This is a genomic window from Actinotalea ferrariae (assembly GCF_019733465.1).
GTDB lineage: Bacteria > Actinomycetota > Actinomycetes > Actinomycetales > Cellulomonadaceae > Actinotalea > Actinotalea ferrariae_A.
Window position 1 is genome coordinate 1 of record NZ_JACVQL010000028.1, and the last position, 24,556, is coordinate 24,556.

Sequence of the window (24,556 nt, forward strand, 5' to 3'; positions counted from 1 at the left end):
GCCGCGAGAGCCTCGACGCTGCTCGTCACGGCCTGCTGCCGGCCGACGTCGTGCTGCCGCCCCGCGTCGTGCGGCCGGTCCGCGCCGTGCTGCGCGGCGCCTCCGGGCTGCGGTGCGGCGTCGTGGCGTCGCGTCAGCTCAGGCACGGGGCGCCCCCTCCGCGCGGTCGGGGACACGGACGAACCAGGTGCCCGTCCGGGTGCCGCCCGAGAGCGACCCGACCACCACGGCCTGCTGACGCTGCAGGACCTGCGTCAGCACGGCGGTCGGCAGCGACGTCCGCTCGCGCAGCTCCGTGCTGGTGCTGGAGCTGGTGCCGTCCTTCTGCACGGACCGCCCGGCCGACGACACGTACCAGTCGGTCTCGCCCGCGAGCTTGTTCGCCTCCTCGGCCGTCTCGTTGTCCGCGAGCCGCATGAACACCTTGGCCGAGAAGTTCGCGAAGACCGCCCGCCAGTGCTCCTTGAGCGACGAGGCCTCGAGCATGTTCACCGACTGCGTCGCGACCAGTCCGAGGCAGCCGAACTGGCGGGCGAGGGAGAAGAAGTAGGCGTCGCCCGCGGCCTCCCCGGGCACCTCCGAGGCGACGTCGCTGTACTCGTCGCACACGAACATCAGCGGCCGCTCGAAGTTCTGCAGCGTGCCGGCCTGGACGCGCTCGAGGCGGGACAGGACCGTGCGCTGGAACAGCAGCTTCACCACCGTGCAGAGCACCTTCGCCATACCGGCCTCGCTCGGCCCGACCGCCACGAGCACGACCGCGCCGTCGTCGACGATCGCGTCGTAGAAGGTGCGCCGGCGGACACCGGGGACGTTGGGCTCGTACCTCGAGAAGCCCTGCCAGGCGGACTGCCGGAAGCCGCCGTACGCCGCGGTCATGAGCGCCTCGATCGTGGCGATGTTGTCGGGCTCCTGGCGGTAGAAGCCCTCGACCTGGCCGATGTGCAGCTCCATGTCGCGGCGGCGTCCCGGCTCGAGCTCGGCGAGCCGGTGCCGGGCGTCCCGGGCGATGCGTTGGATCCGTCGCTCGGGCGCCCCGGCGTGCCCCGTCGGCTCCACCACCAGGACCGCGTCCATGAGTGACGCCAGGGTCGTGAGGTGGGGCTCCAGCCAGCGCAGGAGGGGCAGGGCGGCCGTGAAGAGGTTGCGCCACGCGCCGAACCAGAAGGGCTCGGACGCCCCGACGCCCGCGCTCTGGGCGGCCAGCACGAGCACGCGGCCCAGCTCCTCGGGTGAGAGCCCGGCGTCGATGATGTTGACGGCGTCCAGGGCGCCCGCGAGGTGGCGCGGGTTGAGCACCACGAGGTCGTCGAGCCGTCCGACGGCCTCCATCGCCGCCGTGACCTGCCCGACCATCGCGGCCTTCGGGTCGACGACCAGACCGCCGAAGCGCCGGTCCGGGTCGTCGGCGTGCAGGCCGACGAGCTGGCGGACGAGGTGCATGAGCAGGTAGGTCTTGCCGGAGCCGGGCGCGCCGAAGATGCCGTAGGAGGCCGTCAGCCCGCTGTCCTCGAGGGCCACGTCGCCGTCGCCGGGCCGGAGCCGCCAGTCGAGCTCGGTCGTCGTGAGCGTCCCGTCGGGCGGCAGGGCGGGCCGCCGCCGTGCGCGCGGGAGCGAGCCGTCGTCCGGCAGCCCGACGGCGAACCGCGGACGCGTCCGGCGGGGCGCCGACGTGCCCTGCTCGAGCACCATGTCGTGCCCGAGCTGGACGCGGCCTTCCACCACGATCCGCGCGTCGGCCGCCACCCTCGCCGGCGCCGGGCGCGGGGCGTCAGCCGGCGGCGACGAAGGCATCGCAGTCACCGTCCGCGTTCCACCACTGGCAGAGCTGGTAGGCGGGGGAGACGTCCCCCGAGACGGGGTCGACCACGACGGCGTCGGCCGCGACCGCCTCCGCCCACGCCGCCTGGTCGCCGCGCGCCGCGCGCTCCGCGAGGTCGAGGCGCGTGTAGTGCGCGCACCACGCGAAGTGGTGCGGCTCGTAGTCGAACGGCAGCCCGGTCTCGGCCCGGTGCATCTCCTCGACGGCCCGCTCGCGGCGTTCCTCGTCCCACTTCGTCTGCGCCGCGAGGGTCCCCGGGCTGTGCAGCTCCGTCGGGGAGAACGGCTGGACCGGCCGCGGCGGACGGTACGAGCGGCACCGCACGCACAGGCGCAGCGGCGTGGTCGGACCGGACTCCGGCGTCGACTGCGTCATCGCACTGCGCCCCCCAAGGCGGCTGCCAACAGATCACGATCCTCCGGGCGGCGGGGACCGTCAACGACCGGCCCGCGCGCCCGTCCACCGGCTCAGCCCGTCGCGCACTCACCCATGCGCGACTCGGTCACCGTGTAGCCGCACGACGTGCCGGCTGCCTCGTACTCGCTGCCGAACGGGCTGTCGAGCCAGAGCGTGTCGCACGCCGCCATGTCGCCGCCCGCGCACTGCTCGTACAGCGCATCGAGGTCCGCGTCGTCCCCGTACGTGTACGGGAACGGCAGGGTCGCGCACGCCTCCTCGGTGGGGTCGACCCGCTGACCGCAGGTGAGCCCGAACTCCTCGTAGTCCGTGCCCTCGCCCGAGGCGGTGAAGAGCTCGTCGCAGGACGCCAGCTCACCGGCGTCGCACGCGTCCCACATGGCGTCGAGCGTGGCGTCGTCGCCGTAGTCGTACGGGACGTAGGACAGCGCGGCCACGACGAGCAGGACCACGACGACGGCGAGGCCGGCGACGCCGCCGATCACCCACGGCAGCCATCGTCGTCGCCGCGGGGCAGCGCGCACCGGGCCGTAGGCGCCGTCCTGCCGTGGCGGTCCCTGCTGCGGCGGGCCCGGCGGACCCTGCTGTCCCGGCGGACCCTGCGGTCCCACCGTCCACGGCCTGGCGGTGGCCGGTCCCGCCCCCGGAGCCCCGGGAGGTGCCGAGGCCCACGTCCCGGCCGGCGCCGGTGCGACGGCCACCCCACCGGGCGGCGGCGGCGGCCCGCCGAAGGACGCGGGTTGCGCGGGTGCCGCCGGTGCCGGACGTGCAGCGGTGGGCGTCTGCGCCGTGGACGTCGTCGAGGCCTGGGAGGCCGCGGGTCGCGCCGCGCGAGCCGCGGCCGCGTCCGACGTCGCTGCGCCTGCCGGGCGCGACGTCGTCGTCAGCACCTCGTCGATGTCGCGGGCCACCGACGCGAGGAGGTCGCGACGCAGCCGGAGCCGCTCGAGCAGCTGGACGCACTGCTCCCGCTCCTCGGGGTCGCGCAGGCCCTGACGCAGCTCGAAGAGCAGCGAGTGCTGCTCGGTCGCGGTGAGGTCCTGCGTGCGGTGGACGAGTGCCGAGAGGTCGTTGACGTAGCTGAGGGGCACCGCGGGCGGTGGCGGCAGGGGGTCGGGCAGCGGTGGTGCGGGCGGCAGCGAGTACACGCCGCGCAGCAGCCTGACCACGCCCGTGCGGTCGTCCGGCTGGTAGTCGATCCACTCCTTGCTCGCGAGGGACGGGGGAGCGATGCTCGGCGGCGTCCGGTCGATGCGCACGGGCAGGACGGACTTGCCGAGCGCCTCGGCGTACGCGCGCTCGCGGGCGCACGGCTCGGAGTTGAGCGACCTGGCGCTCAGGACGAAGACGACGGCGTCCGCGTCACGCACGGCCGTGAGGATCGCGTCCCACCAGGACTGACCGCCGCTGAGGCGCTCGTCGCGCCAGACGTTCACGCCCGCGTCGGTGAGGTCCTTGGCGACGCTGACGGCCAGCGCCTCGTCCGCACGGGAGTAGCTGAGGAAGACGGACAGGCTCATGGCGCCCCCAGCGCACCGCGGCGGCCGGCCCTGGCGCGTCCGTGCGCTGGGATCAGTTAACTCGCGTCGACGGGCGGGCACCAGGGTCGGGACCGGTCGAGCACGCCCGGCGGCGGACGCTCAGGACCGAGCGCGGAGGTGTCCACCGGGCGGGTCGTCGCGGCGGCGTGCGGCGAGGCCCGCGGCGACCGAGAGCAGGCACATCGCCGCGAGGTCGACGGTCGTGCCCGTGGGGTCCCGGGTCGCGTCCACCTCGACCACGTCGACCGCCCGCACGAGCGGGTGCCTGCCCGCCTCGACAGCGGCGTCGAGAAGGTCCTGCGGGAGCAGGCCGCCCGGCCGCGCGCCCGGGCAGCCCGGGACGAAGGCGCTGTCCACGACGTCGACGTCGAGGTCGACGTACACCGCGTCGCACGTCTGCGCGAGGCGGTCGAGCTCGCGTCGCACGAGGGTGCCGACACCGTCGTGGCGAGCCTCGCGCGCGCCGATCACACGCACGCCGTGGTCGTCGCACCACCGCCGGTACGCGCGGCTGTTCGTGAGGTCCCCGATGCCCACCTGGACGACGTGCGTCCCCGCGAGCCCGTCCTCGACGAGCCCGCGGACCGGGGTGCCGTTGGTCGGACCGGCGTGGAACCCGCGCACGTCGTGGTGGGCGTCGAGCGTGAGGAGCCCGACCCGCCGGAGGCCGGGGACGAGGGTGCGCAGGGCCGGCCGGGTGACCGCGTTGTCACCCCCCAGCACGACGGCGAGGTCGAAGGACGACGGCAGCCCGCTCAGCCCCGCGTCGACCGCCGTGAGCGCCTCCTCACCGTCGAGCGACGCGACGGGCAGGTCGCCGGCGTCCTGCACGCCGACCGTCTCGAGGTCGACGTCGAGCCCCGCGTGCGACGTCCCGAACCGGCGCAGCGCGCGCCGGACCGCCCCCGGCGTCTCGTGAGCGCCCGACGGCGAGATCGACGTGCGGGACAGCGGAACCCCCACCACGAGCAGGCGGGGCCCGTCGGGGCTCCCGCCGCCCGCGAGCCACCCCGAGGCGCGCGGCCAGAGCGGGTCCTCGGTCACCGGACCACCTCCCCGGCACGCAGCACGCGGTGCACGAGGTCGACACCCGGGCGGTAGGCGAGGTGCACGGCGGACGGCGCGTCGAGCACGACGAGGTCGGCACGCGCCCCGGTCCGCAGGTGCCCGACGTCGTCGGCGCGCAGGGCGGCGGCGCCACCGAGGGTCGCGCCGCGGACGGACTCGAGCGGCGTCAGCCCGAGCTCGCGGCACGCGAGCGCGATCACGAACGGCATCGACGTCGTGAAGCTGGTCCCCGGGTTGCAGTCGGTGGCGAGCGCGACCGTCACGCCGGCGTCGAGCAGGCGGCGCGCCGGCGCGTACGCCGAGCGCGTGCTGAACTCGGCGACCGGGACGAGCACCGCCACGACGTCCGCGTCGCGCAGGGCGAGCACGTCGTCGTCCGTGAGGTGCGTGCAGTGGTCGGCGCTCGCCGCGCCGAGCTCGGCCGCGAGCCGGGCGCCTGGGCCCGGTCCGAGCTGGTTGGCGTGCACGTGCACGTCCAGGCCGCGGTCCTGCCCCGCGCGCAGCACGCGGCGGCACTGGTCCTCGTCGAAGGCGCCGCGCTCGCAGAAGGCGTCGACGGCCGTCGCGAGCGGCGCGGCGGCGTCGAGCATGGGGCCGCACACCAGGTCGACGTACGCGTCGGCGTCGCCGTCGGGCACGTGGGCGCCGAGGAAGGTCCGGTGCTCGGTGATCCGGGCGGCGACCGCGAGGGTCCGGCGCTCGTCGTCGACCGAGAGCCCGTAGCCGGACTTCACCTCCAGCGTGGTGGTCCCGGAGCGCAGCGCCTCGGCGGCGAGCGCGCGAGCCCGGCCGAGCAGCTCGGCATCGCTCGCGGCGCGCGTCGCCGCGACCGTCGTCCGGATCCCACCCGCCGCGTACGGGGTCCCCGCGAGGCGTGCCGCGAACTCGTCGGACCGGTCGCCCGCGAACACGAGGTGCGTGTGCGCGTCGACGAACCCGGGCACGACGCACCGCCCGTCGACGTCGAGGCGCTCGTCCGCCGGGGGAGCAGCGGCCCGCGGCCCCGTCCACACGACGCGGCCGCGGTCGAGGACGAGCGCGGCGTCGTGCAGCACCGGCTGCTCGTCCCACGTGACGAGCGTCCCGACCCGGTCGACGAGCAGGGACATCACAGGAGCGGCATGTCGATGCCGCGGTCGCGGGCGACGTCGCGCGCGATCTCGTAGCCGGCGTCCGCATGACGCACGACTCCGGTGCCCGGGTCGTTGGTGAGGACCCGGTCGAGCCGCCGCGCCGCGTCGGCCGTGCCGTCGGCGACCACCTGCGCGCCGCTGTGGATCGACCTGCCCATGCCCACACCGCCTCCGTGGTGGACGGCGACCCACGCCGCGCCGCTCGCGACGTTGAGCAGCGCGTTGAGCACGGGCCAGTCCGCGATCGCGTCCGACCCGTCCATCATCGACTCGGTCTCGCGGTAGGGCGACGCGACCGAGCCGCTGTCGAGGTGGTCCCGCCCGATCACGACGGGAGCGCTGATCCGGCCGCGCGCGACGAGGTCGTTGAGCACCGCACCGGCCTCGGCGCGCTCCCCGTAGCCCAGCCAGCAGATCCGCGCAGGCAGCCCCTGGAACGCCACCTTCTCGCGGGCCAGGGGGATCCACCGCTGCACGTACGGGTTGTCCCCGAAGGCGGCCAGCAGGGCGTCGTCCGCGACGGCGACGTCCGCCGGGACCCCCGAGAGGGCGACCAGGCGGAAGGGGCCGATCCCCTGGCAGAACAGCGGCCGGATGAACGCCGGGACGAAGCCGGGGTAGGCGAACGCGTCCTCGAACCCGGCCTCGCGTGCCTCCCCGCGCAGGTTGTTGCCGTAGTCGAAGACCTCGGCACCGGCCCGGGCGAAGCCGACCATCGCGGCGCAGTGCTCGGCCATCGACGCCCGGGCGCGGCGGACGTACTCGGCGGGGTCGGTGCGCCGCAGCTCGGCCGCCTCGTCGAGCGTCAGGCCCGCGGGCACGTAGCCGTGCAGCGGGTCGTGCGCGCTCGTCTGGTCGGTGACGACGTCGACCTCCTCGCCGCGCGCGAGGAGCGCGGGCAGCGCCTCGGCGGCGTTGGCGACCACGCCCACGGAGAGCGCGCGGCCGGCGGCGGCCGCCTCCCGCACCCGCCGCAGCCCGTCGTCGACGGAGTCCGCGATCTCGTCGAGGTAGCGGGTCTCGGCCCGGCGCCGCACGCGCGCCGGGTCGACGTCGAGGCACAGCGCGGTCCCGCCGTTCATGGTCACCGCGAGCGGCTGGGCACCGCCCATCCCGCCGAGCCCGGCCGTGAGGACGACCTTGCCGCGCAGCGTCCCGCCGAAGCGCTGCTCCGCGAGCGCCGAGAACGTCTGGAAGGTGCCCTGGACGATGCCCTGGGTGCCGATGTAGATCCACGAGCCGGCCGTCATCTGGCCGTACATCGTCAGCCCGAGCGCCTCGAGCTCCCAGAAGTGGTCCCACGTGGCCCAGCCGGGGACCAGCAGGCTGTTGGCGAGGAGGACGCGCGGGGCGTGCTCGAAGGTGCGGAAGACGGCGACGGGCTTGCCGCTCTGCACCAGCAGGGTCTCGTCGTCGGCGAGGCGGGTCAGCGTCTGCTCGATCGCGCGCAGCGAGCGGTGGTCGCGCGCCGCCTTCCCGCTGCCGCCGTAGACCACGAGGTCCTCCGGCCGCTCGGCGACGTCGGGATGGAGGTTGTTGCGCAGGCACCGCAGCGCGGCCTCCTGCAGCCAGCCCTTGCACTCCACGGCTACTCCAGGGGTCCGGTGACGGCCTCGACGGCCGTCAGCAGCTCGCCGCCGCGCACGAGTGCGACGACGGCCTCGATCTCGGGGGACAGGTACCGGTCCGGGCCCGGCCCGGCGACGTGCTCGCGCACGGCCGCGACCGCGGCGGCCGTGCCCGCGGCGGGGCGGAGCGGGGCGCGCAGGTCGAGCGCGCGTGCCGCGGTGAGCACCTCGATCGCGAGGACCCGGGCGAGGCCGTCGACGGCCCGGCGCAGCTTGCGGGCCGCGCCCCAGCCCATCGAGACGTGGTCCTCCTGCATCGCGGAGCTCGGGATGCTGTCCACGCTCGCCGGGACCGCGAGCCGCTTGAGCTCGCTCACGAGGCCGGCCTGCGTGTACTGCGCGATCATCAGGCCGCTGTCGAGGCCCGGGTCGTCCGCGAGGAACGGCGGCAGCCCGTGCGAACGGTGGACGTCGAGCATCCGGTCGGTGCGCCGCTCGCTGATGGAGGCGACGTCGGCCACCGGGATCGCGAGGAAGTCGAGCACGTGGGCCACCGGTGCGCCGTGGAAGTTGCCGTTCGACTCGAGCCTCCCGTCCGGCAGCAGCACGGGGTTGTCCACGGTGCTCGCCGCCTCGCGTCCTGCGACCAGCCGGGCGTGCGCGAGGGTGTCCCGCGCCGCGCCCGCGACCTGTGGTGCGCACCGCAGCGAGTAGGCGTCCTGCACCCGCGGGTCCTCGGGACCCCGGTGCGACGCGACGATCTCGCTGCCCTCCAGGACGCGGCGCATCGAGGCGGCCGCGGCGGCCTGGCCCGGATGCGGCCGCAGCGCCATGAGGTCGGCGGCCAGCACGCGGTCGGTGCCGAGGAGCGCCTCGACGCTCATCGCCGCCGCGACGTCGGCCACCCGCAGCAGCCGGTCGAGGTCCGCGCACGCGAGCATGAGCATCGCGAGCATCCCGTCCGTGCCGTTGATGAGGGCGAGCCCCTCCTTCTCCGCGAGCACGACGGGCGTGATGTGGGCGGCGGCCAGCGCGTCCGACGCGGCCCGGAGCGAGCCGGCGACCCGGACCTCGCCCTCGCCCGTGAGCGCGAGCGCGGCGTGGGCGAGCGGCGCCAGGTCCCCCGAGCAGCCGAGCGAGCCGAACTCCCGGACGACGGGGGTGATCCCGGCGTTGAGCAGGGCGGCGTAGGCCTGGGCCGTCGCGGGCCGGACGCCCGTGAAGCCCGAGACGAGCGTGCGCAGGCGGAGCAGCATCATCCCGCGGACGACCTCGGGCTCGACCTCGTCGCCCGAGCTCGCCGCATGGGACCGCACCAGGCTGCGCTGCAGCTCGGTGCGGGACGCGTGCGAGATGTGCCGGGTGGCCAGCGCACCGAAGCCGGTCGAGACGCCGTAGACGGGGACGTCGGAGGCGGCGAGCGCGTCGACGTGCGCGCGCGCCGCGGCGAGCCGGTCGAGACCCGCCGGAGCCAGGTCCACCGGCGCCCCGTCGCGTGCCACGGCCACGAGCTCCGCCTCGGTGACCGGGCGGTCGGGGTCCAGCGTGACGTCCATGCGCTGAGCCTGCCCGTGCCGGGCGCGCGCGCCTAGCCCTCGCGTGCTCCCGGCGTCTCACCTGTGAGACGTTCTGCCCGTGTCCGCCGAACGCGCGCTCGCGGTCCTGCGCCTCCTCGCCGCGTCGCCCGGGCCGCTCCCGGCGAGCGCTGTGGCCGAGGCGACCGGGGCTCCGCGCGCGTCGACGTACCGGTTGCTGCGGACCATGGCGGACCAGGGGTTCGTGGTGCACTTCCCCGAGGAGCGGCGCTGGGGGCTGGGCGTCGCGACGTTCGAGGTCGGCCAGGCCTACCTGCGGCGCGAGCCGCTCGAACGGCTCGCGCGGCCGCTGCTGATCCGCCTGGTCCGCTCCGTCAGGCGCACGGCGCACCTCGGCGTGCTGCACGGGGCCGAGACGCTCTACCTGCTGGTCGAGCGCCCGCCCAGCTCGGCCCCGCTGGTGACCGCGGTGGGGGTCCGGCTGCCCGCCCAGCTCACGGCGAGCGGACGCGCGCTGCTCGCGCACCTGCCCGAGGCCCACGTACGGGCGCTGTTCGCCGAGGAGATGGTGCGGCGCGGTGGGCGCGGCCCGGCGGACGTCGAGGTGCTGGTCGCCGAGCTGGCCCGTGAACGGGCGCGCGGCTGGTCCGCCGAGGAGGGTCTCGTGACCCCCGGATGGCGGTCCGTGGCGGCCGCCGCGTTCGACGCGACCGGTCGACCTGCGGCCGCCGTGAGCATCACGACCGAGTCCCACGACCGCCGCCCCGAGGCCGAGCTCGTCGACGCGGCGCTCGCGACGGCGACCGAGCTGACGCGCCGCCTCGGCGGGCGCGCGGCTGTGCGCGCGAGCGGTCCCGCAGCCCCCTAACCTTGCGGCGTGGCATCCGCGACCCGGTGGACGCCCGCATCGACGACAGACCGCCGCGACGCGCGGCAGAGGGAGACCTGATGCCCGGCGGCCTCGCTGCGCTGCTCGACGACATCGCCGCACTCGCGAAGCTCGCGGCGGCGTCCGTGGACGACGTGGGCGCGGCGGCCGGCCGCGCCAGCGCGAAGGCCGCGGGCGTGGTGATCGACGACACCGCGGTGACCCCGCGGTACCTGCACGGCTTCGACCCCAAGCGCGAGCTGCCGATCATCCGACGCATCGCCGTCGGCTCGTTGCGCAACAAGCTGCTCTTCATCCTCCCCGCCGCGCTCCTCCTCAGCCAGTTCCTGCCGTGGCTGCTCACACCGATACTCATGGTCGGCGGCACCTACCTGGCCTTCGAGGGGGCGGAGAAGCTCTACGAGCTGGTCAGCGGGCACGCGAAGGAGAAGGCCGCGGTGCCGGTCGCCGCGCAGGGTGCCGACGTCGAGAAGTCCATGGTGAGCGGCGCGATCCGGACGGACTTCATCCTCTCCGCGGAGATCATGGTGATCGCGCTCAACGAGGTCGCGAGCGAGCCGCTCGTCTCGCGTGCGGTCATCCTCGTCGTGGTGGCCCTGGGCATCACCCTGCTCGTCTACGGGGTCGTCGCGCTCATCGTGAAGATGGACGACATCGGGCTGCGGCTCGCTGAGACCCGCAACGGCGCGGTCGCGGCCGTCGGCAGGGGACTGGTGCTGGCCATGCCCAAGGTCCTCGCGGTCCTCTCGACCGTCGGCATCGTCGCGATGCTGTGGGTCGGCGGCCACATCCTTCTCGTGGGCGTGGACGAGCTCGGCTGGCACGCGCCGTACGAGGTGGTGCACCACCTCGAGGAGGCGGTGCACGGCGTGGCCGGCATCGGCGGCTTCCTGGCGTGGCTCGTGAACACGGCCGCGTCCGCGGTCATCGGGCTGCTCGTCGGCGCCGTCGTCGTGGCCGTCATGCACGTCCTGCCGCGGAGGAAGTCGGCCGCCGCCGCGCACTAGCCACGCCTGCCTCGGCGACGGGCAGCGCCGCTCGAGCGACGTCCCGCGGTCGCGGCGTGACCGCTCGGGCAGCCGTTCGGGCAGGCGCGGCTCAGACGCTCCCGGGAGCGTGGACAGCCGGGACAACCGGTGCTGTGCTCGCTCCACGGGCATCGGCGCAGCGCGCGTCCCGGACGCGCACGGTCGGCGTCGGCTTCCGAGGAGGACGCCATGATCGTCGTGCTCGCGTCGCGCCACGACCGGGAGGCACACCGGCTGGCCGAGGCCTGGCACCGCCACGACGCCCGCGTGATGACGCCCGACGACCTGTCCGTCGCCGGCTGGCAGGTGCGGGCCCCGGGCGCGCTGTCCTCGCGCGTGGTCGTCGGGGGTGACGTCGTCGACGACGCGGCCGTGACGGGGGTCGTGACGCGGCTCATGACGGTCCCCGCGGAGGAGCTGCGGCGGGTCCGTGAGGTCGACCGCGCCTATGCCGCGCGGGAGATGACGGCGTTCCTGGGCTTCTGGTTGTCGACCCTGGCGTGCCCGGTCCTCAACCCGCCTGCAGCCGTCCACCTGTGCGGCCCGGGGTGGCGGGACGAGCGGTGGCTCCTCACCGCGAGCCGGCTCGGGATCGCCGTGGTGCCACGCGCCCGCGGCACCGGGGTGCCCGACCGCCCGGGGACGCGTGCGGAGACGGCGCCCGCGGGCCACCTCTCCTGCACCGTGGTCGGTGACCGCTGCCTGCACCGACCCGGCTCGCCGCCGCCGGGCACGCGCGAGCCGGCCGACGACGGCGTCGCGGAACGAGCTGCCGAGGCGGCCCTGCGGCTCGCACGGGCCGCCGGTGCACCGCTGGTGGACCTGCGCTTCGCCGTCGGCGAGGACGGACCCGCCCTCGTCTCGGCCGACGTCCGGGTGGACGTGTCCGACCCCGACGTGCGGGCCGCGATGATCGAGCACCTCCGGGGCAGCCTGGTGGCTGCCCCGCTGCGGCGGTTCCCGTGATCCTGCTGTGGGGGCTCGAGCGGGACATGCCGTTGGCGCGGGTGCGGGACGCGCTGCACGAGGCCGGTGGCGAGACGCTCCTGGTGGACCAGCGCGCGGTCCTGCGGTCGACCGTCGAGCTCGAGGTCGGCACGGCGGTCCGCGGAGCGCTCGACCTGGGCGGGCGCGCGGTCGACCTGCAGGACGTGACCGCCGCGTACGTGCGTCCGTACGACTCCACGCGCCTGCGGTCCGTCGCGTCGACGGCGTCCGGCAGCGCCGAGCGGCGGCACGCCGCCGTGTTCGACGACGCGATGTGGACGTGGAGCGACCTCACGACGGCGACGGTGGTCAACCGACCGAGCGCCATGACGGTGATGAGCTCCAAACCGCGTCAGTGCGCGGTGCTCGCCGCCCACGGGTTCGCCGTCCCCGACACCCTGGTGACGACGGACCCGCAGGCGGCGCGGGAGTTCGCACAGCGCGAGGAGCGGTCGTCTACAAGTCGGTGAGCAGCGTCCGGAGCGTCGTGGCGCGCGTGGGCGCCGACGACGAGCGTCTCGCGGACGTCGCCTGGTGCCCGACGCAGCTCCAGCAGCACGTCCCCGGTGACGACCACCGCGTGCACGTGGTCGGCGACGAGGTCTTCTGCTCGCGCATCCGATCGGGCGCGGACGACTACCGCTACGCGGCACGCGACGGCCACGCCGTGGCGATGGATCCCGTCCGTGCCCCGGACGAGCTCGCCGGGCGGTGCCGCGCGCTCGCCGACCACCTGGGGCTCCGGCTCGCAGGCATCGACCTGCGGGTGACACCGGAGGGCGAGTGGTTCTGCTTCGAGGTCAACTCCTCGCCCGCCTTCACCTTCTACGACCGTCACGGGCAGGGGATCGACCGCGCGGTCGCGCGGCTGCTCATGGGACGGGAAGGGGTGTCCTGATGGCTGGTGGTGGTCGCGTCCCCCCACGTCTGACCGGTCCTCGAATGGCGGCCTGGGCCTACTTCGCCTTCGACGGGCGCGTGGTCGACACGGCGACCGGCACCCGGGCGGACTGGCCCTGGGCCATGCGGCAGTGGGACCGGGTCGCTGCGGCGGGTGCGGCCGTGCGGCTCGTCGTCGCCGGGGAGGCGTACCGCGACCTCGATGTCACCACCGCGGAGGGCTCAGCCAGGAAGGCCGACGTCGACCAGCGCCTCGCGGCGTGCGGCGACGCCGGGCAGCTGGTCTTCGGCCGTGTGTACGTCGCCGGGGGCCGGTTGGCAGCCGGCGCTCCGGGGACGTCGCACGAGGACCCGCTCCACCCCGGTCACCAGGTGCCGTCGGTCGCGGACCAGGTGGCGGGGTGGCGCGACGCGTACGGCGGGCTGCTCGACGGCATCTACCTCGACAGCGGGCCCACGGCCTGCACGGACCCGGCGGTGCCGCTCAGCGTGGCCTCCGTGCCCGAGAACTACCGCCGGTACGTCGCGCTGGTGCGCGAGGTGCCGTACGAGGTCTTCGTCGCGGCCCCGCAGCACCTGGACGCCCGTCCGGACCGGTGGCTCCGAGACCTCGACCCGGCGTTCCTCGAGCTGTGGGAGGGCGGGATGCTGTCGTATCGCACCAGGTTCGAGGCCAAGGACCCGTGCCGCCCGGGAACCGGTGCGGGTGTGCCGGCCTGGTGGGACCCCGGTGAGCCGAACCGCTGGAGCCGGGTGCACACGATCACCGACTGCTCCGACGCGGCCCGGATGCGCCAGCTCGTCGACCTCGCCGTGCGGCAGCGCGGCGCCGGCACGGTCTGGGTCACCCGCTCGCGCCAGGACCCCAACCACGGCGCGGTCTTCGACGTGCTGCCGTCGTACTGGGACGAGGAGGTGGCGTTCTTCCTGCCCTTCGTCGAGGCGGACGAGGCGGCCAAGGGCAAGGAGGAGAAGGAGAAGGAGAAGGAGAAGGAGAAAGAGAAGGAGAAGGAAAAGGAGAAGGAGAAAGAAAAGGAGAAGGAGAAGGAGGACAAGGAGGACAAGGAGAAGGAGGACAAGGAGGACAAGGAGAAGGAGGACAAGGAGGACAAGGAGAAGGAGCACGAGGCGCCGACCGAGAAGGAGATGAAGGACGAGACGGACAAGGCGCCGAAGGACGACAAGGACGACCCCCCCGAGTTCCTCAAGGACGGACCGGACAGCCCGGCACGGTCGTTCGACCCCGTCGGCACCGACGCGCTGGTCGGCTTCGCCGACGTGGAGCCGGGCGGCGACGAGCAGTCCGACGAGCTGCCCGAGCACGAGCAGGGCCGGACGTTCATCCGGCCGGACGAGCGTCCCGAGGTCGGCGGCAGGGCTCTGGCCGAGGACGAGGGCGACGACGAGCGGACCCACCCCACCGGCGAGGACCCCGGCCGTGCCGCGGGCGGTTCGGAGCCGGTCCGGTGACCGGCGACGCGGCGGTGCCGCAGGCGGGCGGCCAGGCGGTCGGCGGCCGGGTGCTGGGCGCGGGTGGGCGACGAGGTCTGCCGGACCTCGTCGTCGAGGTGGTGGACTGCGGTGTCGGCGGCGACGTCGGCGTGGGGGAGTCCCACACCGACGCGGACGGCGCCTTTACGGTCCTGCTCGCGGGACAGCGCCCGATGCCCGACCTGCAGGTCCGGGTGTGGACCAGCGGCGAACCGGGCGCGACCCTCGTCGGGGCGTCCACGGTCGCGCTGGACGCGGCCGAGCCCCTCGTGACGATCGACGTGCACCTCGCGGCCTCGTCGGCCGGGCTGGAGTCCGAGCACGACGCCCTGCTGCGCACCACCGCGCCGTTCGTGCCCGGCCGGCTCGGCGACCTCGAGGAGTCCCAGGTCCGCAGTGACGTCACCCGGGTCGCGACCAAGGCGGGGTGGGACGCCCGCGGCGTGGCGTACGCGGCCCTCGCCGACCGGCTCGCACGTGAGACGGGCGGTGCTGTGCCCGACGCGCTGCTCTACGCGCTCCTGCGGGCCGGGGCGCCCCCGGCGCCCGACGCCCTCTTCCGCACCAGCCTCCGGGTCGTGGAGGCGACCTGGCGCGACGCCGTCACGCAGGGTCTGGTGCCGCGCCACCTCGAGGAGCGCATCCCGGAAGCCCTGCGGGCCTACGAGACCGAGGCCGCGCGCCGGTTGCTCTCGTCGCGCGCAGGCATGTCGAGCGTGGCCGAGCTGCTGGACGTCACGTTCCCGGACGACGACGAGGCCAAGGCGACCGTCGCGGAGATGCACGTCCGTGCGGGCAGCGCCGACCTGCTCTGGGACTCCCTGCGGGACGTGCTCGGCCCCGAGGGCGCGCGCCGGTTGGAGCTCGACAGCCGTCTGGCCGCCCTGACGCTCGGCAACGCGCCCCTCGTCGCAGCCCTGCACGCGTCGCAGGACGCCGACGACGCCGGCCCGCTGCGCTCGGTCGACGAGCTCGCCCGGCGGTCCTTCCACCGACCCGACCGGTGGGCGGCGCTGCTGAGCGACACCGCACGCGCCGTGCCGGAGGAGGTCGCCGGCGACACCGCCGAGCGGCGGCTCGTCGGCTACGCCGAGTACCTCGCCGCTCAGGTGCGCCTGGGCCACCCCACGGCCGTGCTCGCAGCCCGCATCGCCGCCGGGGACCTCGCGGTCGACGACGACGTCGAGGTCAGCGACGCGGCTGCTGCCTTCCTGTCCGACCACGCCGGCCGCTTCGAGCTGGGCGTGGAGCCGGTCCGCAGCTTCGTCGCGACGAACGACGACGTGGAGGCCCCCCACGACGCGCGGGTCCTGCGGGCGCTCGAGCGGGTGCAGCGCCTCTACCAGGTCACCCCGGACGACGACGCGATGGCCGTCCTGCTCGACGCGGGGCTCGACTCGGCCACCGCGATCGCCGACGTGCCGGTCGAGGAGTTCGTCCGCGGGCGGGGCGAGGCGCTCGGGGAGCCGGACGCGCGGCTCGTGCATGCGCGGGCCGAGCAGATCTCGGACCTCGTCGCGAACCTCGCGGGCAGCTACCTGGTCGCGCGCACCGCTCCGCGGATCGGGGTCGACGGGGCCATGGTGGCGCCGTACGACGACGCGCGACCCCGGGTCGACGTGGCGGCGCTGCCCACCCTCGAGCGGCTGTTCGGCTCGCTCGACACCGAGGCGTGCGAGCACTGCGGCTCCGTCCTCAGCCCCGCGGCGTACCTGGTCGACCTGCTGCACCACCTCGACATCCAGGACGCGGCCACGAACCCGCTCGACGAGCTGCTCAAGCGCCGGCCGGACATCGGTCACCTGCCGCTCACGTGCGAGAACACGAGCACGGTGGTGCCGCACATCGACCTCGTCACCGAGACGCTCGAGTACTTCGTCGCCCACGGGCGCTCGCTCGAGGGGTTCACCGGGCACACCACGCCGGTGGGGCAGACGGCCGAGCAGGCCCTGGCGACACCGGCGTTCGTGGACGACGAGGCCTATGCCGCCCTCCGCGAGGCGATGCACCCCGCACCGCTGCCCTTCCACCGGCACCTGGAGGACCTGCGGGCCCTGCTGACCAGGCTCGGGACCCCGCTGGCGGAGGTGATGCGCGTCCTGCGCCGCGACGACGAGCTGACGCACGCGGACGGCTACGGCTGGCGCGAGATCGCGCACGAGCAGGCCGGCATCTCACCCCAGCTGGCCGAGCTGCTCACCGACCACCGCGTCCCGCTGCCCGCGCTGCTGGGCCTGCCGGCCACCGCGACGGTCGAGGACGCGCTCGCGGGGCTCGCGACGGTCCGCGGCTGGGCGGCGCACCTCGACCTGACGTACGACGAGGTCCACCAGCTGCTCGGCACCCGGCTCCTCGGCGCGACGCTGGTCGCCGTGCCTCCCACGGCACCGCCCGGGGGGCCGCACCCGCTGCCCGCGTACGACGAGCTCGTCGTCCGGCACGTGGCCGGCGATGCGGCGGTGGGGCCCGTCACCGCTGCCGACGCCCGACTCACGATCCGGCTCGTCCGGCTGTGGCGCGCCCTGGGGTGGAGCATCGGCACGACGGACGCGGTCCTCGTCGCGCTCCTCGGTCCGTCCGCGCCCGGAGACGTCGTCGGCGACAGCGAGGCCGGGCAGGACGCCGCCATGGAGCGCGCCGTCGCGCGCGTGGGCACCGTGATCACGGCGCTGCGCAGGCTGGGGCTGGAGGCGGACGCGCTCGAGCCGCTCGTCGCATGCTGGTCCGACCTCGAGCCGGGCCGGCCGGCCGGGCTGTACCAGCGCCTGTTCCTCGCGGGCGGTGCGGCGGCCGCAGGGTTCGAGCCGGATGCGGACGGCCTGGTCCTCACCGACGCTCCGGCGCTGGCCGACCGTGCCGACGTGGTCAGCGCGGCCCTCAGGGTCACCCCCGAGGAGCTCGCGGTGGCGTCGCGCGCGCTGGGTCCCGAGCCGCGGCTGACCCTCGCGGCGCTGAGCGAGCTCTTCCGCCGCACCTGGCTCGCACGCACGCTGGGCATGAGGCAGCAGGAGCTCGACCGCCTCCTGAGGCTCACGGGGATCGACCCGTTCGACCCGCCCGACCAGCCCGACGCCGGGATGCTGCGACTGCTGGACGTCCTGGACACGTTCGCGGCCGCGCACGTGGCCCCCTCCGCCGTGGTCGCCGCACTCTGGCCGACGGCGGCGACCGCGCCCGGCGCCGTCGACCCGATGGTCCGGACGGTGGCGCGGGACGTGCGCAGGCGTGCGCGCGCGACCGTGCCGGGAGGCGCCGGCGACGTGCCGGTGGACCGCCTGGTCGAGCTCCTCGTGCTGCGGTTCGGCGACGCGGGCCGCCACCTCGCGGCCCTCGTCGACCACGCGCTGGACGTCGAGGTCCCGTTCGAGCACCTCGGCCGGGCGCTGCCCCCGGCCGTCGTCCGGGCGGGCGCCGGGCGGCTCCGGCTCGACGCGGACCGGCGTCGTCTCGGCTACGCGGGGCGGATGTCGCAGGAGGTGCGCGAGGCGATCCGGGCCGTCCCCGACGCGCCGGGCACCCTGCCGGCGGCGGTCGACGAGCTGTTCGCGGCCGGTGAGGCGCGCGCGACCGACGTCGCCTTCGCGTCGCTCGACGCGGCGCTGACCCGCGCGCTCCAGGACCACCCGGAGTTCGTCGCAGCGTGGCTCGACCTCCTGCTGGGGGCCACCGAGGACGTCGCCGGCATGGTCGACGCGCTGCTGGGGGCACTGCGCTCCCGCGAGCGCCGCGAGGAGGCCCTCGCGGCCGTGGCAGCGGCCACCGGGGTCACCACCGAGCTCGCCGGCGCGCTCCTCGACGAGCCGGGACCCCTGGGCACCGCGCGGTCCGGGCTCGTGGCCGTGGCCGACGTCGGCGTCGAGGGGCTCGCGCGTGCGGACCTCCCGGGCGGGTCGACGTCGTCGGGCCTCGTCGACGTCGTGCGGGCAGGGCCGTACCGGTTCGGCGTGCGTGCGGCCCCGGACGCTCGCGTGACCCTGCGCGTGGACGGCCGCGACGTCCCGCTCGTGGTCGACGGCGACCGGCGGCGCGCGGTCGCGCCGGTCGAGCTCGCCGCCGACCGGCTCGTGCCTGTCGTCGTCGAGGTCCAGGGCGAGGGCACGCGCGCGGACCTGGAGTGGCGACGCGGTGACGAGGCGTGGACCGCCGTGCCGGCCGACGCGCTGTACACCTCGGAGCAGGTCGCGACGCTGCGCGAGGTGCTCGCGCGCCTGGTCGCGGCCGCGGGCATCGGGGACACCTTCGCCCTCGAGCCCGCGGCGCTGCGCCACCTGCTCGGCCGCGAGGCCCTCGGGGTCGACGGCACGTCGTGGCTGAGCCGGGTGCCCGTGCTCGGGGTCCCGGACGAGCCCGCGCTGGGCGACGTCGTGGACGCGCTCGGCGGCTTCGCCGCTCTCGCGACGGCCCACAGGGTGGACCAGCGGACCCTGGTCGGCCTCCTCCTCGATCCCGAGGCGACGCTCGCCGGCGCCGGCCCCGTGCTCGCCCACGCCTTCGGCTGGCAGCCCGCGGACCTCGCGGTCCTGCTCGCCCACCGAGCGCTCACACCTGCCGCCCTGGCCGAGGTCACCCAGCTGGCGCGGGTCGCCGCGGCCATGGCGTCGTCGTCCGTCCTCGCGGTCCCCATGGCCGACCTGCTCGCGGCGATCACACCCGACCCCGGGCCCGAGGCCGTCGGCGTCGCCCGGACCGCGCTCCGTCGGCGGTACGGCGGGAGCTGGCTCGACGCGCTGCGCGACGTCACGGACGGGCTCCGGGTCCGCCGCAGGGACGCCCTGGTGGCGTACGTCCTGCGCGAGCTGCGGCAGCAGGACCCGGACGTCGACACCCCCGAGAAGCTCTTCGAGTTCTTCCTCATGGACGTCGCGACGCAGCCCGCGGTCGCCACCTCACGCGTGCGGCATGCGATCTCGGCGGTCCAGCTGTTCGTCGAGCGGGTGCTGATGAACCTCGGCCCCGTGCCGCCGGAGACCTTCACGAACCCCGAGCGCTGGCAGCACCTCAAGCGCTACCGGCTCTGGGAGGCGAGCCGGCAGCTCTTCCTGTGGCCCGAGAACTGGCTGGAGCCACAGCTGCGGACCGACCAGTCGCCGGCGTTCCGGCGCGTCATGAGCCAGCTGCTCCAGAGCGACATCGGTGAGGAGTCGGCTGCGACCGCGCTCCTCGGGTACCTCTCGCAGCTCGAGGAGGTCGCCAAGCTCGAGCCGGTCGCCATCCACGAGGACGAGGGGGACCCCGCCTTCGGCGACGAGGTCTCGCACGTCGTCGCGCGGACCCCCGGCGCCCAGCGCCGCTACTTCTACCGGCGGCGCGAGACGGGCACCTGGACGGCGTGGGAGCACGTCGGTCTGGACATCGAGGACAACCCCGCGATGCCCGTGCTGTGGAAGGGTCGGCTCCTGCTCTTCTGGCTCAAGGTCGTCAACACCAGCCCGCCGATGCCCGGGCTCGACCCCTCGGTCTCGGCCCGGCCCCTGACGGAGGTGTCGCTGGGCGAGCTGCAGGACCCGTCGGCCCGCAACCCCAAGGTCGAGCCGAAGGTCGTGCTGTGCTGGAGCGAGTACTACGACCGCACGTGGCTGCCGCCGAGGACGTCGGACGTCGCGGCGCCGAGCAGCCTGCTCCAGGTCGTCGACATCACCGGACCCCACGCCTTCGACCGGCGCGAGGTGCTCCTCGGGTCCACGATCGAGGGCGGCGTGCTGCGCATCCGCGTGTGGGGACCGGGGTTCGGGACGTCGTTCCTCTTCTTCAACACCTACAGCCTGCCGCAGAGGCAGGAGGACAGCCCGGACCCCGACGCGATCATGGCGCTCGAGGACTTCGCGGACGCCGTCCGCGACATCGAGGACGTCGGCTCGACCGTCACGGTCACCTACCGCGGGCTCGACCTCGAGGGGCCGGTCGTGCGGCGGCTCTTCACGCGTGACGACGGGACCCCGTACCGGATCACGGCCCCGTTCCACGTCGGCTACCAGGTCGACGGCGACCAGCAGGGACTGATCCGGGACCCGTGGCTCACCCCGTTCCTGTACGCGGACGGCCAGCACGCGTTCTTCGTGCGGACCACCAGCCCGCGCACGGACCGTCCGGGGCCTCGGGTCGGCGGGGTGCTGCCACCGATCGAGGTCGGCCCGAGGCGCGGTCTCTGGAGCCCCGACGACGTGCTCGTGCTGCGCTCGGAGGGTCTCGTCACCGCCGACCGGCTCGTCGGCGCGCCGGGCAACCTCGTCCTCGACGGCGTCGAGATCTCGCCGCTCGGCCGGACCTCCGCCGTCGTGCCGACCACCCAGGAGGTGCACCGTGGCTGAGGACCTGACGGCCGGCTTCCACGAGCGCGCGGACGCGCTGCGCTCGGCCGCGATCCAGCACAGCAGGGACCCGCGGACGTTCACGTACACCGTCGAGAACTTCTTCCACCCCTACGTCGGGGAGCTCATCGAGCGGGTCAACCGGGGCGGGGTCGCCGGGCTCCTGGACCCCGTCTTCCAGGCCGAGCTGCACGACGACGACTTCTTCGACCGCTACTACACGCGCGACGCGTCGGTGACGGCGTTCGCCAAGGACCTCGACGTCCGGGGCGGACCGTACGCGAACTACAACTGGGAGCTGCTGTTCCACGTGCCGCTCTCGATCGCGGTGCACCTCAGCAGCAACCAGCGGTTCGCCGAGGCGCAGCGGTGGTTCCACCACGTGTTCGACCCGACCAGCACCGACACGAGCGTCGAGGGCCCCGCGCGGTACTGGCGGTTCCTGAGGTTCCGGCAGGAGACCGACGTCCAGGACGTCACCGACCTGGTCGCGCTGCTGAGCACGCCCGACGCGCGGCTCACGCCCGAACGGCTCGAGGCCAAGCGACGGGCCGAGCTGGGCCTCGGCTCCCTGCGGCGGTACCCCTTCGAGCCGCACCGCGTCGCGGCGACCCGGACCGTCGCCTACCAGTACCACGTGGTGATGAAGTACCTGGACAACCTCATCGCCTGGGGCGACGCGCTGTTCCGCGAGGACACCGCCGAGTCGGTCGACGAGGCGGTGCAGCGGTACGTCCTGGCGGCGAACATCCTCGGCCGCAGGCCCGAGGTGCTCCCGCCCACGGCCCGTCGGCCGGTGCGGTCCTTCCTGGACCTGCGCGCCCAGCTGCAGAGCGTCGGCGACGTGCTGGTCGACCTGGAGAGCGAGCTGCCGCTCAACCACACCCCTGCACCGCCGTCCTCGGGGGCGGCGTCCGGCTCCGCCGGCACGGGATGGGTCGCGCGCGCCCCGTACTTCTGCGTGCCCCGCAACGACCGCATGCTCGCCTACTGGGACCGCGTGGAGGACCGGCTCGTCAAGATCCGGAACAGCATGAGCATCGAGGGCGTGCCACGGCAGCTGGCCCTCTTCGAGCCGGCGATCGACCCTGGGGTGCTGGTGCGGGCCGCCGCGACCGGCGTCGACCTCGCGGGCGCCGTGGCGGCGTGGCGGACGCCGATGGGTGCCGTCCGGGCGCCCACGCTCATCCGGATGGCGAGCGAGGTGTGCGCCGACGTCCGCAACCTCGGCGCCGCACTCCTGGCCGCCATCGAGAAGGGCGACGCCGAGGCACTCGCGCTGCTGCGGCAGGGGCACGAGGTCGCGGTGCAGGAGCGGACGAAGGACGTGCGGTTCCTCGCGTGGCGCCAGACGGAGGCGGCCACGGACGCGCTCCTGCGCAGCCGGGACCCCGCGCTCGAGCGGTACCACTTCTACCAGCGGCTGCTCGGGCTCGGCGGTCCGGCGGCGCAGCGATCGGACGTCGACCGCCTGATCGTGGACCGCTCGCGACGCGCCGGGGACGCGCCGCTGCTCACCGAGGAGGGCTTCGACAGGGCGTACGCCGAGCTCGTCGGGCGGTTCGACCGGCCGTACCCGGTCCAGCGCCTCCCGCAGCTCAAGCTCGCCGAGGGTCAGTCGCCCACGGCGCAGGCGGGTGCGTCCGGCACGGGCCGGCTCAACCTCACGGTCAACGAGGACAAGGAGCTCAACGAGCACCTCCCGCTCGCGCGGGACCTCGCCCTCGCGTCGTCGGTGGTCGACACGGTCGCGTCGGTGCTCCGGGTGATCCCGACGATCAGCGTCGACCTGCACTTCTGGGGGCTGGGCCTGCACAGCGACGTGTTCGGGGGTGCGATGCTCACCGAGATCAGCAGGATCGCCGCGAGCATCCTGCGCACGACGGCGACGTGGGAGCAGGAGCAGGCCGCGATGGCGGCCCGGACGGCGAGCTACGAGCGCCGCGCCGACGAGTGGGCGCTCCAGAGCAACCTGGCCGCGCACGAGCTCATGCAGCTCGGCCGGCAGGTGCTCGCGTCGGTCGTCGCCGAGCAGGCGGCCCACCGCGAGTACCTCAACGTCTCGGCGCAGATCGACGAGGCCCGCTCGGTCGACCGCCTGCTGCACGAGAAGGCCACGAACCTGGAGCTGCACAGCTGGATGCAGAGCGAGCTGACGCGCCTCTACCACGACCACTACCGCTTCGCGCTCGACCTCGCGCGCAAGGCGGAGCTGACGGTGAAGCGCGAGCTGATGCAGCCCGACGTCGACGCCACCGAGTTCGTGCGGGGCGACCACTGGGACGCGGGTCGGCGCGGCCTCCTCGCAGGCGAGGGCCTCGCGCTCGACCTCCGACGTCTCGAGCTGGCGTACGTCGAGAGCCGCCGCCGCGAGTACGAGATCGTGCGCCACGTCTCGGTGAACCAGCTCGACCCGCTCGCGCTCGTCCGGCTGCGTGAGACCGGGTCGTGCGAGATCTCCATCCCCGAGTCGCTGCTCGACCTCGACTGCCCCGGCCACTACCTGCGCCGGATCAGGCGGGTCAGCGTCTCTGTGCCCGCGGTCACCGGTCCCTACACGAGCGTGAGCTGCGCCCTGTCCCTGCTGCGCAGCTCGGTGCGGACGGTGCCGACGGGCGAGCCCTACGCGCGTCAGGAGAACGACGCACGGTTCGCGGACCTCGCGGGTGCCGTCCAGACGATCGTGACGAGCACCGGCCGGGAGGACGACGGGATGTTCGACGGGCAGCCCGACGACCGGCCGCTGCCGTTCGAGGGCGCCGGGGCGATCAGCACGTGGCGGATCGAGCTGCCGCACCGTTACCGCCAGTTCGACTACGCAAGCATCGCCGACGTCGTGCTCCACGTGCAGTACACGGCCCGCGAGGGCGGGCCACAGCTGCGCCGCCGCGCGGAGGCTGCGCTGGACGACGCGCTCGGGCCGCAGGGGCGGGGCCTCGCGCGCCTGTTCTCGATGCGGCTCGAGTTCCCCACGCAGTGGGCGCGGTTCGTCGCGACCACCGAGGGCAGGGCCGCGCTCGCCGTCACGCTGCGCGACGTCCACCTCCCGTACTGGGCCCAGCACCACGGGCTCGGACCGACGGACGTCACGCTCCTCGCCCGGGGCCCGGCGGGGGCGGACGTGGTCAGGGTCTTCGCCGGGCCGGAGGCGTCGGCCGCCGACGACACCCTGACCAGGGACGAGGACCTGGGGCTCTTCGTCGGGCACCTCGACCGGGTGCCGCTGCCCCCGGCGACGGGTGAGTACGTGCTGCACCTCGACGCGGGGCAGGTCACGGACCTCTGGATGGTCGTGACGTACGCCTCGACCTGAGGGTCGGCGGCGTGCGCAGGGCCGGTCAGGGCCTGAACGGTCGGTAGCCCAGCACCTCGAACCGCTCGAGGAGCTCGATGTCGTCCCGACTCGCGCCGAAGCCCTTCTCGACCAGCACCTTGCCGTACGCCCGCTGGGCGGAGTCCGGGATCACGTCCTCGGCCAGGACGGTCCCGATCCCGACGCCGATGCCGGCGCCCACGGCGGTCGCTGCCAGGACCGGGCCGACGAAGGGCACGCGTCCGACGAGCGCGAGACCAGCCTGCCCGCCCACCGCACCGGCACCGACCTGGACACGCTCCGTCGTGTCCTTCGCCCGGTAGAGGTCACGCGCGAGCAGCGCGGCGCCGATCACGCCTGCCGCCTTGGCCACGCCGCCCGTCCTCCCCGCAGGCCGTGGGGCACCCGCCCGCGCCGTCTCGACGGGCACCTCGACCTTGGGCACCTCGACCTTGGGCGCCTCGACCGGCGCGGCCGCGGTCTCCGCCGGCCCTGGGGTCGCGGGTGCGGCAGCGGCTGCCTCGACGGGCCCGACGGGTCCGGGCGAGGCGGGCGC

Annotated in this window: 15 protein-coding genes and 1 pseudogene; 8 read left to right on the top strand and 8 right to left on the bottom strand. The window is 74.9% G+C overall.

Annotation, left to right across the window (positions count from 1 at the left end; translation table 11 throughout):
- Positions 1-138 precede the first annotated feature (138 nt).
- The 7 genes from ICW40_RS21385 to hutH all read right to left on the bottom strand — a co-directional run bounded on the left by ICW40_RS21385 (position 139) and on the right by hutH (position 9,105).
- A complete protein-coding gene (locus ICW40_RS21385; protein ID WP_221652301.1) occupies positions 139-1,722 on the bottom strand; it encodes a type IV secretory system conjugative DNA transfer family protein in 1,584 nt (527 codons plus the stop codon).
- A 49-nt stretch (positions 1,723-1,771) separates the two neighbouring features.
- On the bottom strand, positions 1,772-2,197 hold the full coding sequence (locus ICW40_RS02740; RefSeq protein WP_221652302.1) for a hypothetical protein: 426 nt from the start codon (positions 2,195-2,197) through the stop codon (positions 1,772-1,774).
- 92 nt (positions 2,198-2,289) lie between these two features.
- Positions 2,290-3,759, bottom strand: a complete 1,470-nt coding sequence (locus ICW40_RS02745; protein ID WP_221652303.1) for a toll/interleukin-1 receptor domain-containing protein — start codon at positions 3,757-3,759, stop codon at positions 2,290-2,292.
- A gap of 120 nt (positions 3,760-3,879) precedes the next feature.
- Positions 3,880-4,824, bottom strand: a complete 945-nt coding sequence (locus ICW40_RS02750; protein ID WP_221652304.1) for an arginase family protein — start codon at positions 4,822-4,824, stop codon at positions 3,880-3,882.
- Entirely contained in the window at positions 4,821-5,957 is a 1,137-nt protein-coding gene (gene hutI / locus ICW40_RS02755) for an imidazolonepropionase (protein ID WP_221652305.1), read from the bottom strand. The genes ICW40_RS02750 and hutI overlap by 4 nt, the downstream gene beginning before the upstream one ends.
- A complete protein-coding gene (gene hutU / locus ICW40_RS02760; RefSeq protein WP_221652306.1) occupies positions 5,957-7,567 on the bottom strand; it encodes a urocanate hydratase in 1,611 nt (536 codons plus the stop codon). Before hutU ends, hutI begins: the two co-directional genes overlap by 1 nt.
- A 2-nt stretch (positions 7,568-7,569) precedes the next feature.
- Positions 7,570-9,105 (bottom strand): histidine ammonia-lyase, encoded by a 1,536-nt coding sequence (gene hutH / locus ICW40_RS02765; protein WP_221652307.1) that lies wholly within the window; start codon positions 9,103-9,105, stop codon positions 7,570-7,572.
- A gap of 79 nt (positions 9,106-9,184) precedes the next feature.
- Between hutH and ICW40_RS02770 the strand changes: the two genes are divergently transcribed.
- The 8 genes from ICW40_RS02770 to ICW40_RS21390 all read left to right on the top strand — a co-directional run bounded on the left by ICW40_RS02770 (position 9,185) and on the right by ICW40_RS21390 (position 24,000).
- Positions 9,185-9,952 (top strand): IclR family transcriptional regulator, encoded by a 768-nt coding sequence (locus ICW40_RS02770; protein ID WP_308121592.1) that lies wholly within the window; start codon positions 9,185-9,187, stop codon positions 9,950-9,952.
- Between the two features lie 80 nt (positions 9,953-10,032).
- The gene (locus ICW40_RS02775) at positions 10,033-10,980 is read left to right on the top strand and encodes a DUF808 domain-containing protein (RefSeq protein ID WP_221652308.1); all 948 of its coding nucleotides are present in this window, start codon (positions 10,033-10,035) and stop codon (positions 10,978-10,980) included.
- Between the two features lie 210 nt (positions 10,981-11,190).
- Positions 11,191-11,967 carry a hypothetical protein gene (locus ICW40_RS02780; protein WP_221652309.1) on the top strand — a complete coding sequence of 259 codons (777 nt, stop codon included), beginning with the start codon at positions 11,191-11,193 and terminating at the stop codon, positions 11,965-11,967.
- Positions 11,964-12,458: a hypothetical protein gene (locus ICW40_RS02785; protein WP_221652310.1), complete on the top strand. Its 495-nt coding sequence runs from the start codon at positions 11,964-11,966 to the stop codon at positions 12,456-12,458. The genes ICW40_RS02780 and ICW40_RS02785 overlap by 4 nt, the downstream gene beginning before the upstream one ends.
- On the top strand, positions 12,455-12,886 hold the full coding sequence (locus ICW40_RS02790) for an ATP-grasp domain-containing protein (protein WP_221652311.1): 432 nt from the start codon (positions 12,455-12,457) through the stop codon (positions 12,884-12,886). Before ICW40_RS02785 ends, ICW40_RS02790 begins: the two co-directional genes overlap by 4 nt.
- A gap of 44 nt (positions 12,887-12,930) precedes the next feature.
- Positions 12,931-14,358, top strand: a complete 1,428-nt coding sequence (locus ICW40_RS02795) for a hypothetical protein (protein ID WP_221652312.1) — start codon at positions 12,931-12,933, stop codon at positions 14,356-14,358.
- A complete protein-coding gene (locus ICW40_RS02800; protein WP_221652313.1) occupies positions 14,355-20,687 on the top strand; it encodes a neuraminidase-like domain-containing protein in 6,333 nt (2,110 codons plus the stop codon). Before ICW40_RS02795 ends, ICW40_RS02800 begins: the two co-directional genes overlap by 4 nt.
- A complete protein-coding gene (locus ICW40_RS21390; RefSeq protein WP_221652314.1) occupies positions 20,680-24,000 on the top strand; it encodes a Tc toxin subunit A-related protein in 3,321 nt (1,106 codons plus the stop codon). Before ICW40_RS02800 ends, ICW40_RS21390 begins: the two co-directional genes overlap by 8 nt.
- A gap of 25 nt (positions 24,001-24,025) precedes the next feature.
- Here ICW40_RS21390 and ICW40_RS02810 read toward each other — a convergent pair.
- Positions 24,026-24,556: pseudogene (locus ICW40_RS02810) on the bottom strand (hypothetical protein); the annotation flags it as partial.